The organism is Streptosporangium sp. NPDC023825, from assembly GCF_040639575.1.
In the GTDB taxonomy this organism is placed as follows: Bacteria; Actinomycetota; Actinomycetes; order Streptosporangiales; family Streptosporangiaceae; genus Streptosporangium.
Genome location: NZ_JBFAAE010000005.1, coordinates 169,383 through 181,979 on the forward strand (window position 1 = coordinate 169,383; position 12,597 = coordinate 181,979).

The 12,597-nt window shown below is 69.5% G+C and carries 12 protein-coding genes; 7 read left to right on the forward strand and 5 right to left on the reverse strand.

Annotated features, from left to right (window positions below; all coding sequences use genetic code 11):
- Positions 1-15 precede the first annotated feature (15 nt).
- Complete coding sequence (locus tag AB0G15_RS07045) at positions 16-594, reverse strand: hypothetical protein (RefSeq protein ID WP_362676788.1); 579 nt, start codon at positions 592-594, stop codon at positions 16-18.
- A gap of 122 nt (positions 595-716) precedes the next feature.
- Here AB0G15_RS07045 and npdG point away from each other — a divergent pair, with 122 nt between their 5' ends.
- From npdG to AB0G15_RS07060, 3 genes are all read left to right on the forward strand, one after another.
- On the forward strand, positions 717-1,382 hold the full coding sequence (npdG, locus tag AB0G15_RS07050; RefSeq protein WP_362676786.1) for an NADPH-dependent F420 reductase: 666 nt from the start codon (positions 717-719) through the stop codon (positions 1,380-1,382).
- 288 nt (positions 1,383-1,670) lie between these two features.
- Entirely contained in the window at positions 1,671-2,843 is a 1,173-nt protein-coding gene (locus tag AB0G15_RS07055) for an aminotransferase class I/II-fold pyridoxal phosphate-dependent enzyme (protein ID WP_362836203.1), read from the forward strand.
- A gap of 103 nt (positions 2,844-2,946) precedes the next feature.
- Positions 2,947-3,858, forward strand: a complete 912-nt coding sequence (locus AB0G15_RS07060; RefSeq protein WP_362836205.1) for a threonine/serine dehydratase — start codon at positions 2,947-2,949, stop codon at positions 3,856-3,858.
- 137 nt (positions 3,859-3,995) lie between these two features.
- Here the strand turns inward: AB0G15_RS07060 and panB are convergent, their stop codons facing one another.
- A complete protein-coding gene (gene panB, locus AB0G15_RS07065; protein WP_362676780.1) occupies positions 3,996-4,841 on the reverse strand; it encodes a 3-methyl-2-oxobutanoate hydroxymethyltransferase in 846 nt (281 codons plus the stop codon).
- Between the two features lie 383 nt (positions 4,842-5,224).
- Here panB and AB0G15_RS07070 point away from each other — a divergent pair, with 383 nt between their 5' ends.
- From AB0G15_RS07070 to AB0G15_RS07080, 3 genes are all read left to right on the forward strand, one after another.
- Positions 5,225-6,427: an MFS transporter gene (locus tag AB0G15_RS07070; protein WP_362836206.1), complete on the forward strand. Its 1,203-nt coding sequence runs from the start codon at positions 5,225-5,227 to the stop codon at positions 6,425-6,427.
- A 345-nt stretch (positions 6,428-6,772) separates the two neighbouring features.
- Positions 6,773-8,338, forward strand: a complete 1,566-nt coding sequence (locus tag AB0G15_RS07075; RefSeq protein WP_362836208.1) for an MFS transporter — start codon at positions 6,773-6,775, stop codon at positions 8,336-8,338.
- 7 nt (positions 8,339-8,345) lie between these two features.
- Positions 8,346-8,972, forward strand: coding sequence for a TetR/AcrR family transcriptional regulator (locus AB0G15_RS07080; RefSeq protein WP_362836210.1), 627 nt, complete (start codon positions 8,346-8,348; stop codon positions 8,970-8,972).
- Between the two features lie 212 nt (positions 8,973-9,184).
- Here the strand turns inward: AB0G15_RS07080 and AB0G15_RS07085 are convergent, their stop codons facing one another.
- A complete protein-coding gene (locus AB0G15_RS07085; RefSeq protein WP_362836211.1) occupies positions 9,185-9,430 on the reverse strand; it encodes a DUF397 domain-containing protein in 246 nt (81 codons plus the stop codon).
- Entirely contained in the window at positions 9,415-10,254 is an 840-nt protein-coding gene (locus AB0G15_RS07090) for a helix-turn-helix transcriptional regulator (RefSeq protein WP_362836213.1), read from the reverse strand. The genes AB0G15_RS07085 and AB0G15_RS07090 overlap by 16 nt, the downstream gene beginning before the upstream one ends.
- Before the next feature lie 275 nt (positions 10,255-10,529).
- On the opposite strand from AB0G15_RS07090, the gene AB0G15_RS07095 reads away from it, so the two are divergent.
- The gene (locus AB0G15_RS07095; protein WP_362836215.1) at positions 10,530-12,308 is read left to right on the forward strand and encodes a hypothetical protein; all 1,779 of its coding nucleotides are present in this window, start codon (positions 10,530-10,532) and stop codon (positions 12,306-12,308) included.
- A 17-nt stretch (positions 12,309-12,325) separates the two neighbouring features.
- On the opposite strand, the gene AB0G15_RS07100 is transcribed toward AB0G15_RS07095, so the two are convergent.
- Positions 12,326-12,580 (reverse strand): hypothetical protein, encoded by a 255-nt coding sequence (locus AB0G15_RS07100; RefSeq protein WP_362836217.1) that lies wholly within the window; start codon positions 12,578-12,580, stop codon positions 12,326-12,328.
- Between the last annotated feature and the right edge of the window lie 17 nt (positions 12,581-12,597).

Below are 12,597 nucleotides of genomic sequence, written 5' to 3' on the forward strand. Positions count from 1 at the left end.
GGGGGCTAAGGGGGGCTAGTCGGCGACCCGCGGGCCGCTGATCCGCTCCAGCATCCTGGCCAGGCGGTCGCGCAGGCCGGGACGGCGGTCGACCTCGCCCGCGGCCATGCTCACCAGATGCTGGGCCCCGTCGAAGGAGAACGGCGCCCGCTCGGGGACCGTCAGCGCGTCGTGGGCCAGACCCGTCAGATCCGGGTCGCCACCGTCCAGGGCCAGGATCGTCGTACCGGTCCTGCGGGCGTCGCTCACCCGTTCCAGCAGGGCCTCGGGGGCGCGTTCCTCGGCCACCACGAACAGCGTCTCGCCCCGCCCGGCCCGCTCGATCCGCTCCAGCCCCACCCGCAGGTGCGCGGGCGCTCCGGGGGCGGGCGCCCAGCGGACCAGCGTCGGGGCGAGCTGGGGCATCCCGGAGAACCTGGCCTCGTCGCTCAGGTGCGCGGTCAGGTGCCAGGGTTCCTCCTGAGGCGTGCCGACCACCAGCAGCCCGCCGGGGGAGCGCGTCGCGCGCAGGGCGAGGCCCAGCTCGCGGGTCCGCTCGACCCAGCCGGTCGAGGCCAGGATTTCACGCAGCAGCGTCACCGACCCAGCGTCCATCGCACCATCGTGCCCCAGACACCCCGCGCCGATCCCGGAAACGCGACCCTGAGATGATCTGGACAGGCGATATGGTCGACGGAGTCCGGCCCTGAGCGACCGGGGACGATGAGGAGCGGCGAGTGAGCAGTGACATTCCGGACGTGAGCAAGATCTCGATCGGGATCCTGGGCGGGACCGGCGACCAGGGCAAGGGCCTGGCCCGGCGGTTCGCCCTCGCCGGGCACACCGTGCTGATCGGTTCACGAAGCGCGGAACGGGCTCAGGCGGCGGCGGAGAGCATCGGCGGATCGGTGCGCGGCGCGGACAACCCGGCCGTGGCGGCCGAGGCCGACGTGGTGATCGTGGCCATTCCCTGGGACGGGCACCGCTCGACGCTGGAGTCCCTCCGCTCCGAGCTGGCCGGGAAGATCGTCGTCGACTGCGTCAACCCGCTCGGGTTCGACAAGCAGGGCGCCTACGCGCTCGCGGTCGAGGAGGGCAGCGCCGCCCAGCAGGCGGCCGCCGTCCTGCCCGACAGCCGCGTGGTCGCCGCCTTCCACCACGTCTCGGCCGTCCTGCTGCTGGATCCCGAGGTCGAGGAGATCACCCTGGACGTGCTCGTGGCGGGTGACGACCGCGAGGCCACCGACACCGTCCAGGCGCTGGCGGGCCGGATCCCCGGCGCGCGCGGCGTGTACGCCGGCCGCCTGCGCAACGCCCACCAGATCGAGGCGCTGACCGCCAACCTCATCTCGATCAACCGCCGCTACAAGGCCCACGCGGGCCTGCGCGTCACCGACATCTAGCGGGGCGGCGTTCCGGCCCGCGACGAGCGGGCCTCCGTCCGAGGTCGTCGTCTCGCCGGCCGGCCGCGTGCTCCGGTGCCCCGTGGAAAGTGCCCCGGGGCGCTTCGGCGGCTCGTGGAGTCTCGTGGAGTGGAGCCGGGGACGCTTCGGCGGCCCGTCGGGTGGGCGCGGGGTGCGTGGGATTCATGGCTTCGCCGGTGGCCAATCGGTCGGATTCGAGCTTCGAAGCGGGCCAATCTTGCCTGATTGGATCTGACAAACACCTTGTGAACCGGACATCCTTGACGTATGACTGATTTTCGTCCGGAAACTCGCACCGTCCATCTGCCTCAGCCGCCCCTGAACGGCAGCCGTTCCATCACGGTGCCGCTCTACCAGACCTCCGGGTTCGTCTTCGACGACCCGGCCGTTTTCGCCGACGGGATGGGCCGTCCGGACGGGGCCTTCGTCTACGGGCGGCTGTCGAACCCGACGGTCCGCTCCCTGGAGGAGGCCGTCGCCGGGCTGGAGGGCGGCGTCGGCGCCGTGGCCACCGGCTCCGGGATGGGGGCCATCAACTCCGTACTGCTCGGGCTGCTCGAGCCCGGCGACCACCTGATCGCGCAGAAGCCGCTCTACGGCGGCACCGCCGCGATGATCAACGACCTGGCGGGGCGGTTCCGGATCTCGGTCTCCTACGTTCCCGAGGACGACCCGGCGGCGCTGCGCGCGGCCGTGCGGCCGGAGACGAAGCTCGTCTACCTGGAGACCATCGCCAATCCGGTGACCCAGGTCGCCGACCTGCCGGGCATGTGCGCCGTGGCCCGCGAGGCCGGGCTGATCTCCGTGGTCGACAACACCTTCGCCTCCCCGATCCTGTGCCGGCCGATAGAGCACGGCGCCGACATCGTGGTGCACTCCACGACCAAGTACCTGAGCGGGCACACCGACGTGCTCGGCGGGATCGCCGTCTTCGCCTCCGACGAGCTGTACCGCAAGGTGTGGTCCTTCACCACCAAGCTGGGCGCCACCGCGGACCCGTTCGCCGCCTGGCTCACCCTGCGCGGCATCCAGACGCTGCCGCTGCGGATGGAGCGCCACTGCTCCAACACCCGCGAGCTGGCCACCCGCCTGAACGCCCACCCCGCCGTTTCCGTCGTGCACTGGCCGGGGCTGCCCTCGCATCCCTCGTACGAGCTGGCGGCCAAGCTGCTGCCCGACTTCGGGGGGGTCTTCTCCTTCGACCTGGCGGGCGGGCGGGAGGCGGGGGAGCGGTTCATGAGTTCGGTGAAGCTGGCCCTGCTGGCCCCGTCCCTCGGCGGCGTCGAGACGCTCATCCTGCATCCCGCGACCACCTCCCACCGCTCCCTGACGGCCGAGGAGCTCACCCGGCACGGGATCGGCGAGGGCACCGTGCGGGTGGCGGTCGGCATCGAGCACGTCGAGGACCTGTGGGCCGACTTCGAGCAGGCGCTCTCCTGACGCCGCCGGGAGCACGGCCCCCGGTATCTCCTACACTGCGGCACGGGGCCGCCCGCAGGGCCGGGCGGCCGCCTACGGGTCGCTTTTCAGGGAGGGGGCGCGCGTGAGCGTGTCGATCGGGGACGTGGAGCGGGCCGCCGGGCGCATCGCCGGGCATGTCCTGCGTACACCGGTGGTCGAGGTGTCGCCTGGGTTGTTCCTGAAGCTGGAGGGGCTGCAGCATTCGGGGTCGTTCAAGGCGCGCGGAGGCTTCAACCGCGCCCTGGCCTCGGAGAGGATCCCCGAGGCCGGGCTGATCGCGGCGAGCGGGGGCAACCACGGCCTGGCGGTGGCGTACGTGGCGCGCAGCCTCGGCGTTCAGGCGGAGATCTTCGTGCCGACGGTATCCAGCCCGGTGAAGGTCGCCGGGTTGCGCGCGCTGGGCGCGCGGGTGACCCAGATCGGCGCCGTATACGCCGACGCGTACGAGGCCTCGGTCAAGCGCGCGGCCGAGACCGGCGCCCTGGACGTGCACGCCTACGACCAGGCGGAGGTGGTCGCGGGGCAGGGCACGGTCGGCCTGGAGCTCCTGGAGCAGACCGGGGGCGTCGACACGGTCGTCGTCGCGGTCGGCGGCGGCGGGCTCGTCGCCGGGATCACCGTCGCCCTCGGCGGCCGGGCCCGCGTGGTCGCCGTCGAGCCCGAGCTCATCCCGACCCTGCACCGGGCCCTGGAGGCCGGCGGGCCGGTCGGCGTCGAGGTCTCGGGGGTGGGGGCCGACGCCCTGGGCGCCAGCCGGGCGGGCCGGACGGCCTTCGAGATCACGAGCGCGGCGGGGGTGCGGAGCCTCCTGGTCTCCGACGAGGCCATCGTCGAGGCGCGGCGCGAGCTGTGGCGGAAGCACAGGATCGCCGCCGAGCACGCGGGCGCCGCGGCGTACGCGGCCCTGCTGTCCGGCGTCTACACCCCGGCCCCCGGTGAGCGGGTGGCCGTCGTCGTGTGCGGCGCCAACACCGACCCCGCCACGCTCGTCTGACTCCTCGTACTTCTGCGCAAGGAGGTTTCCGCGCGGCGAAGGCCGCCCCGGCGCCGCCAGGTTCTCCTGGGGCGCCGGGACGGCTCAGCGGTGGTCACCGGTTCCGCGGCGCCCGGGGGCGGCGCGGCCCGGGCCGGTCAGCGGTAGCTGTGCTCGGCGGCGGGGAAGGCGCCGGTCGACACCTCGTCGGCGAAGCTGCGCACGGCCCTGTCCATCTCGTGGGCCAGGTCGAAGTACTTCTTGACGAATCTGGCGGGGCTGGCGGTCAGGCCCATCAGGTCCTGCCAGACGAGGACCTGCGCGTCGGTGCCCGGCCCGGCGCCGATGCCGATCGTGGGGATCGACAGGGACGCGGTGACCCGCTCGGCCAGGTCGGTGGGAACGCACTCCAGGACCACCGAGAACGCTCCGGCGTACTCCAGGTCCTTGGCGTCGGCCATCAGCTCGTCGCCCGACTGGCCGCGGCCCTGCACGCGGTAGCCGCCGAGCGCGTTGACCGACTGGGGGGTCAGGCCCAGGTGGGCCATCACCGGGATGCCGGCCGAGACCAGGGCCTCGACCTGGGGAAGCACCCGCCGCCCGCCCTCGAGCTTGACCGCGTGGGCCCCGGCCTCCTTCATGAACCGGGCGGCCGTCTCCAGGGCCTGCTGGGGAGACGACTGGTAGGAACCGAACGGCAGGTCGGCCACGACCATCGCGCGGGAGGAACCGCGGACCACGGCCGCCGTCAGGGGCATGAGATCGTCCACCGACACGGGCAGTGTCGAGTCGTACCCGTACACGACCATGGCGGCCGAGTCGCCGACGAGCAGCACGGGGATGCCGGCCTCGTCGAAGACCCTGGCGGTCATCGCGTCGTACGCGGTGACCATCGGCCACCGCTCGCCGCGCTCCTTGGCGGCGGCGACGTCGCGCACGGTGATCCTTCGTCCAGCCTGGCCGCCGTAGAGAGAGGTCGGCCGGTTGGTGACGGAAGAGGACATGGGACCTCCAGTGAAGTCTCGAGGCGCCCCTGTGGCGTCCCCGGACGTTTTCGATGATTGCACGCGTACGACAGGTTCAACAGACCTGATCGACGTGGTAATCCAATGGGCAGGTGTGGGTGGTATGTGACATGTTTGTCCTTTTGGTGCAGTAACGGAGTGTGAGGACGTGCGCGTCCGGACGATACTCCGTGGCGAAAGTGCCGGTGCCGCGCGGGTGGGCGCCGACGGGTGCGTGCGTCCGGGGCGATGCGGGGCGGGCGGTGCGCGGTACGCGTCCGGGGCGATGCGGGGCGGGCGGTGCGCGGCGCCTCGGCGCGGTAATCCAGTGGCGGGAGTGTCGGGGGCGTACGGCACAATGCTCGCGGAGGTAAGTAATCACAATGGCTTTCGAACCTTACCGCCGCCTGCTGGCGATCCCGGGCGTGCGGTCGTTGCTGCTGGTGGGACTGGTCGCCCGCATTCCCTCGACCGCGGTCGCCATCACGCTGACGATGCACGTCGTCGATCCCAGCGGGCTCGGGCTCGGCTTCGCCGCGGCCGGTCTGGTGACCATGGCGAGCACGGTGGGGATGGCGGTCGGCTCGCCGCTGGCCGGAAGGTTCGTCGACAGCCACGGCCTGCGCCCGGTGCTGGTGGTGACCACGCTCGCCCAGCTCGTCTTCTGGTCCACCGCGTGGGCGATGCCGTTCCCGCTGCTGCTCGCGGCCTCGGTGCCCGCGGGCCTGCTCAGCCTCCCGGTGTTCAGCGTGATCAGGCAGTGCCTCACGGCGCTGGTCCCGGTCGACCAGCGCCGGATGGGCTTCTCCCTCGACTCCATGATCGTGGAACTCTCCTACATGGCCGGCCCCGCCCTGGCGGTCGCGGGGGTGACCCTCCTCGGCAGCGTGCCCACCATGGGCCTCGTCGCGGCCGGCCTGGTCGCCTCGGGTGTGGCGCTGATCGTGCTGAACCCGCCCGTCCGTTCGGAGAAGGAGCTCCAGGAGGTGGCGGTGAAGGTCTCGCGGCGCCAGTGGCTCACCCCGGGCATGCTCGGGCTGCTCGGCACGGTCGTCGCGGCGACCTTCGTGCTGGCCGCCACCGAGCTGTCCCTGGTCGCGACGATGAAGCAGGGCGGCGACACCGCCTGGATCGGGCTGGCGATCGGCCTGTGGTGCGCCTACTCGCTGATGGGCGGTTTCGTGTACGGCATGCTGCCCCGCGGGGTGTCGCCGCTGATCCTGATCGGCGCCATGGGCGTGCTCACCGTCCCGGTCGGGCTGGTCGGCGGTGACTGGCACTGGCTGGTCCTGGCCCTGCTGCCGGCCGGGGTGCTGTGCGCCCCCGCCCTGTCCTCCACGATCGAGACCGTGACCCGCTGGGTGCCCGCCGGGGCCCGTGGCGAGGCGATGGGCCTGCACGGCACGGCGTTGCTGATCGGCGCCGGCTCCGCGGCGCCCATCGCGGGCGTGATCATCGACGGCCCCGGTCCCGGCTGGGCCTTCGCCACCGCCGGGCTGGTCGGTGTGGTGATGGTGCTGGTCGCCCTGCCGTTCTGGCGGCGCACCGCGGCCGTGGCCGACGAGCCCGTTCCGGTGGCCGCCTGACCTCGGCCGTACCTGAGCCGGGGGCGCCGCTCTCGGCCGTACCCGATCAGGGGTGGCGTCGCTCTCGGCCGTACCTGAGCCGGGGGCGGCGCTGCTTTCGGCTGTACCCGATCAGGGGTGGCGTCGCTCTCGGCCGTACCCGATCAGGGGTGGCGCTGTTCTCGGCCGTATCTGAGCGGGGGCGGCGCCGCTCTCTGACGCCACCCGTCTCGGTGCGTCACCTCGGAGGCGTGCGCCGAGTTCGGGACGTTTCACGATAAATACGAAACGATACGGTTGCGTATCATAATGATCAACGCTACGGTTGTGTTTCGAAACTCAAGCGTATCGAATACGGGGCCTTTCGTGGAACAACAGCTCGGCCACCCGCGACGGTGGCAGATCCTGGGAGTGCTGGTCTTCAGCCTCCTGGCGGTCGTGCTCGACAACACCATCCTCAACGTCGCACTCAAGACGATCGCCGACCCCGTGGAGGGCCTGGGTGCCACCCAGAGCCAGCTGGAATGGGCGATCAACTCCTACACGCTCGTGTTCGCGGGCCTGCTGTTCACCTTCGGGGTGATCGGCGACCGCACCGGGCGCAAGCGCATGCTCATGGTGGGCATGGTGCTCTTCGGCCTGGCCTCGCTGGCCAGCGCCTACGCGCAGGACCCCATGCAGCTGATCGTCGCCCGCGCGTTCATGGGCATCGGCGGTGCCGCGATCATGCCGGCCACGCTGGCGATCATCTCCAACGTCTTCCCCCCGCAGGAGCGCGGCAAGGCGATCGGCGTCTGGGCCGGCGGGGTGGGCCTGGCCGTGGCGATCGGCCCGATCACCGGCGGTCTGCTCATCGAGCACTTCTGGTGGGGCTCGGTCTTCCTGGTCAACCTGCCGATCGTGCTGGTCAGCATGGTGCTCATCAGCCTGGTCGTGCCCGAGTCGCGTGACCCCAAGCCTTCCAGGCTCGACCCGGTCGGCGTGGTCCTCTCCATCATCGGCCTCGTCGCCGTCACCTACGGCATCATCCGGGGCGGGGAACTGGCCACCATCGCCAGCGCCGAGGTGCTCGTGCCGACCGTCCTCGGCGTCGTCGTGCTCGCCGCCTTCGTCTGGTACGAGCGCCGTATCGCCCACCCGGCCTTCGACGTCAGCTACTTCCGCGACCCGCGCTTCGCCACCGCGGTCGGCATGATCGGCATCGTGTTCTTCGCGATGATGGGCGCGATGTTCTTCCTGGTCTTCTACCTGCAGATCGTGCTGGGATTCAGCGCGCTGCAGGCCGGCGCCCTGATGATCCCCTTCGCCGCCGCACAGCTGATCTTCGCGCCGCTGAGCCAGCAGATGGCCGCGCGCTTCGGGGGCAAGCTGAGCGCCACCGTCAGTATGATCGTCGTGGCCGCCGCGCTGGCCTCCTACGCGCTGATGGACCAGCACACCCCGGTCGTCCTTCTGGAGATCGTGTTCTTCGTCCAGGGCGCGGCGATGGCCAACATCATGCCCCCGGCGACCACCGCGATCATGGAGGCGCTTCCCAGGGAGAAGGCCGGCGTCGGCTCGGCCATGAGCAACACGATCCGCCAGGTGGCCGGAGCGCTCGGTGTCGCGCTTCTCGGCTCGCTGCTCTCGGCCACCTACCGTGACCAGATCGCCCCAGCCCTGACGGGCCTGCCCGACCAGCTCAGGCACCTGGCGGGCGAGTCGCTGACCGGCACGCTGGGTGTGGCCCAGGGCCTCGGCGCCCGGGGTGCGGCGCTGATCGAACCGGCCAAGCTCGCCTTCGTCGAGGGCATGCACATCACCGCCCTCGTCTCCGCGGTCATCGCGCTGCTCGGAGCCCTGGTGGTGTTCAAATGGCTGCCCGGCAAGTCCTCCACGGCCACTTCCGTCCCCGAAGAGATCAGCCCGGACAGGGAACCGGCGGTAGTGTAGGAGCGCTATGACGACCACCGACGAGACTCAGGCGGCCGGGGCCCAGACGCCCCGTCCCGCGGGCCGTCCCCGCAGCGCCAGGGCGGAGAGGGCCATCATCGACGCGACCCTCGACCTGGTCGCGGAGAGCGTGGGTCTCTCCGAGCTGTCGATCGAGGCGATCGCGGCTCGCGCGGGGGTCGGCAAGACCACGATCTACCGGCGCTGGTCGAACAAGGAAGACCTGCTCGTCGACGCGCTGTCCACGCTCAAGACGCCGCTGCCTCCGGTCGCGGGCGTCTCGGTCCGCGAGGATCTCGTCGTCTACGCGCGGGTGTTCCTGCGCGACGCGTGCGACGCGCGCAACCGCTGCGTGATGAACATCGCGATGAACGAGGCCGAGCGGCACCCCCGCCTGGTGGAGCGCATCCGCCAGGCGACCATCGAGCCGCGCAGGGCGGCGATCACCGCCCTGCTGCGGCGCGGCGTCGCCACCGGCGAGCTGCGGGCCGGCCTCGACGTCCCCCTCGCGATGGCGAACCTGGTCGGCACCGTCATGTGGTACATCCGCACCGAGGGTGTCGACGATCACACCGCGTCCTCCGACCTGGCCGAACGGATCGTCGACCACCTCCTGGCGGGCCTCGCTCCCTGAGACCTTCCCGGACGGCCGTCCGGGGACCTCTCGTACGGGTGGCGTCGTGGAAGTCGAGCGGGACACGGCTTCGGCCGCTTCACGGCCCGTTGCACACGGGCGGCGTCATGGATGTCGTCACGAAACCCCGGCGGTGGCCGCCGGGGTTTCGGCTTTTCCGGCGCTTCAGCGTTTCCGGTGCTCCGGCGTCTCGGCGTCTCGGACGTGAGGTGTCAGTCGCCGACGTGGTCGAACTCGCCGAGCTTCACGCCCGCGATGAAGACGTCCCATTCGGCCCGGGTGAAGAAGAGCTTCGGCCCGCCGGGGTTCTTGGAGTCGCGCAGGACGTGCAGGTCGCCGAGGTCCGCCTTGTACCCGGTGCGAGGGGCGCCGATGACGGCCACCTCGACGCACTCGCCACCGCTGGAGCCGCTCAGGGAGGATTTGCGCCAGGTCGCGCCGGTCAGGTCTGCTGCCATTCCGTCATCACCTTCGCCATGAGGTCGGCGCTCGCCCGCGCGGGCAGGGCCGCCGAGCGGACCGCTTCGTATCGCCTGCAGATCGCCGCCACATCGCGAGGATGGTCCGTGACGTGCCCTACGGCGGCGGACTCCACAAATACACTATCCAGGCTGCCTTCGGCGCTCGCAATGAAGAATCCTCCCTCCAGACCCGCGATCGCACCGCCGGTCACGTAGGCGCCCCTGGGAACGACCTGGATGGAGATGTTCCTGCGCTCGGACGCGCTCAGAAGCGCGGCGAGCTGGTCGCGCATGATGTCCGGACCCCCGACGCCCCGGTGCAGGACTCCCTCGTCGAGCACGGTCCACAGCGGCGGGGGGTTGTCACGCGCCAGGATTTTCTGACGCTCCAGGCGGGCGGTCAGCAGCTCCTGCACCCGCTCGTCGGTCGTTCCCGGATAGGCCTCCAGGATCGTACGGGCGTAGTCGGGGATCTGGAGAAGGCCGGGGACGAGCAACGGGTGCCAGCCCCGCAGGGTGTGGGCCTGTCGTTCGATGTCCACCCAGGGGCGGAAGCGCGGCGGGAGGACGCCGTAGGTCAGCATCGGCCAAATTCGGATGAGCACGCCGTTGGCGTTGAGCGCCCGGTCGCACCGTTCGGTGAAGTCGAGTGACGGGTTGCGCCTGCCCGTCTCGACCATGCTGACCAGGCCGGTCGAGTAGGCGATCTGCTGGGCCAGTTGTTCCTGTGACAGTCCGGCCTGATCGCGCAGGCGGCGAAGCTCGGAGGCAAAGAAGGTGAGGGGGCCGGTCTCACCTTCCGGCTCACGCGGGGCGGGCATCGCGGGCTCCTTTCTCGTGCCGGGGCCACTGGGGACCGACGCGTGTTTCGTCATCGGATCACTACGAAAAGTAATGGCCTGTTGCCGCAATAGGAAGCGCGTATCCGAAACGCGGCGAAAAGTGCTTTGAATCCGCGGCCGGGGCCTCCACCGGATGCATATTTTCCGGATGGCCGCCAGTCTTTTCTTATCAACATCTTCAGTTGTTGAGAATCCGCGATAATCTGTTGAGGCTTTGTTGTTCTGGCGTCTGTGCTCTGAGGAGGCCGGGTCGAATGGCGGAGTTTGTCGGCATTGATCCGGCCGGGGCGCGGCGTCTCATCACCTCCATGGACGACGCTGTGCAGCGCGCTCGGACGCTGAGGCCCTCGTTGTCGGCCTCCATTGCCGAAGCGGGCACCGACTGGCCCGCCGGACCGGGCGCCGAGGTGCTCGACGGTGTCGGGCGCTTCCTCGACGAGACGCGGCGAGATCTGACCTGGCGAACTCAAGTGATCGAGCGCGTCGAGGGTGCCGCCTCACAAGAGGGCCTCGCTTCGCGAGGGCGCCTCAGGACGGCGGAGTTCGCGTTCGGCGACGCGGCGGAGGCCCGGACCGCCGGGGCCCTCGCCGGAAAACGGACCCTGGCGGTATGGCAGGCCTATCAGAAGGACCCCAGCGTCCAGAACTGGAAGAAGGTCCAGGGGGCGCTTGGGGAGGGGCAGGGCAGGACCGTCGACGCCGCCTACTCGGCGGGGTTGCTGACCACGCTGGGTGCAGGCACTTTCGCGGGCATCTTCGCCGCCGTGAGCGCGAGAAACCAGAACGACGCGCGCGGCTACAGTCCCGCCAACCTGGCGAAGGCGAAGAAGGACCTGGGCCCGCTGGCCGAGGCGTTCGCCTCAACGGACGCGGCGGGCACCCTCCCCAAGGGGCTGCGCGACCACGCATTGGGAGACCTGCCCATCGGAGACATGGCGGCGCTCCTCGGCCTGGCCCGCCAGTCACGCGAGTTCGTCCTGGCGGCCGGAGCCAAGCTGCTCCAGTACGGCGGCTCGCGGGTGGACGGGAAAGACTGGAACGCTTACTGGCTGGTCAAGGCGCTGAGCCGGGATGCGGGAGCGACCCAGCGGTTTCTGGCCTCGGCCGAGAACGCGGCGCTGCTGTTGCGGCCCGAGGTGGTGAACGGTCTCGACGGCACGGACTTCGAGAAACTACTGGCCACCGCTCTGGACGGGGCGTTGGCTTCGGATGCAGGAGACGCCGCCCTCCGCCGTGACGCCTGGCTCAACATCATCGATCTCTACAGCAGGAAGAACTTCTGGCCCGCGCTGTCCGCCCCGTCTCCGGTCGGCCAGGTGCTTGCCACGCACATCTCCCAGTACTTTCCCGAACTTGTCGATATTTGGAATCGAAAGGATAGGTTTCCAAGTCGCGGAACGGATCAGGGGTGGCAGAGGTTTGACTCTGAAAAGATTTCGAATTTCTTTGGAGGATTACTTCAGAGTCCGGGGGCGCTGATGCCGCTCAGGGATGGTTATGGGGAGTTCTTAAAAGAACTCGACCTGGGGAAGGATCATCCGTTTGGTGATGCCTCGACCGAGGAGGCCAGAAAAGGTCAGCGTGAAATTTTCTACGAAAAAGTGGTCGAGTCGGGAGCGTTGGCGTCAATTTTTTTCAGTGGCCTGCATGAAGCTGATTTGTCTGCCGACGAAACGGACAAGGTTATCGTAGAACTCCTTACCTTCCCCTTGGACCTCTTTGGCGCGAGCGCCTTGGGTGAAGTGATCGATGGTGGGGTGTTCAAGGAGACGGTGGCCGGAAAAGTGGTCGACATAGTCGAAAAGAACAACCTGAAGAGCACGATCGAGGGAATCCTTGATAGGGAGAGGTCGGGAGAGGCGTCGGACTTGGTGGAGGTCCTGGTCGATGCTCAGGTAGCCGCTCTTGGTGCCTCCCGGCAGGCCCATGGTTATCCGCCACTTGGGGATTCGGACCTTCGGCAACTCAGAGATCTGTTCTACGGACGGCTTGAGCCGGTGTTGAGGACCGCACTCGACGCACGTGGGGGATGATTATGGAACCGAGCGAACTACTGCGCCAGGCCGAGGAGAAGGAAATATTGGCCGATCGGCTTGAGGGATACATCAAGAACCTTGAAACGATCTTTGATCGAGTTAAAACCGACTCGACTGTCGATGGTCCGGTCTGGACCGGCCCGTCGGCTCAGCGTTTCAATTCCGATGTGATTCAAAGGCGGTCGGATGTCATTCGGCTTGCGGAACAGTGTCATGGGGCTGCGCGCAACCTGAGGCGGACCGCTTCGCGACTTCGAGAGCAGGCTCATCTTTCTCGCCCCCCTCT

What these genes read in the sequence shown, in the direction of transcription:
- AB0G15_RS07070 (WP_362836206.1), top strand. Translation starts at nt 5,225, where the DNA reads ATGGCTTTCGAACCTTACCGCCGCCTGCTGGCGATCCCGGGCGTGCGG.
- AB0G15_RS07080 (WP_362836210.1), top strand. Translation starts at nt 8,346, where the DNA reads ATGACGACCACCGACGAGACTCAGGCGGCCGGGGCCCAGACGCCCCGT.
- AB0G15_RS07095 (WP_362836215.1), top strand. Translation starts at nt 10,530, where the DNA reads ATGGCGGAGTTTGTCGGCATTGATCCGGCCGGGGCGCGGCGTCTCATC.
- AB0G15_RS07055 (WP_362836203.1), top strand. Translation starts at nt 1,671, where the DNA reads ATGACTGATTTTCGTCCGGAAACTCGCACCGTCCATCTGCCTCAGCCG.
- AB0G15_RS07085 (WP_362836211.1), bottom strand. Translation starts at nt 9,430, where the DNA reads ATGGCAGCAGACCTGACCGGCGCGACCTGGCGCAAATCCTCCCTGAGC.
- AB0G15_RS07045 (WP_362676788.1), bottom strand. Translation starts at nt 594, where the DNA reads ATGGACGCTGGGTCGGTGACGCTGCTGCGTGAAATCCTGGCCTCGACC.
- AB0G15_RS07090 (WP_362836213.1), bottom strand. Translation starts at nt 10,254, where the DNA reads ATGCCCGCCCCGCGTGAGCCGGAAGGTGAGACCGGCCCCCTCACCTTC.
- panB (WP_362676780.1), bottom strand. Translation starts at nt 4,841, where the DNA reads ATGTCCTCTTCCGTCACCAACCGGCCGACCTCTCTCTACGGCGGCCAG.
- AB0G15_RS07100 (WP_362836217.1), bottom strand. Translation starts at nt 12,580, where the DNA reads ATGAGCCTGCTCTCGAAGTCGCGAAGCGGTCCGCCTCAGGTTGCGCGC.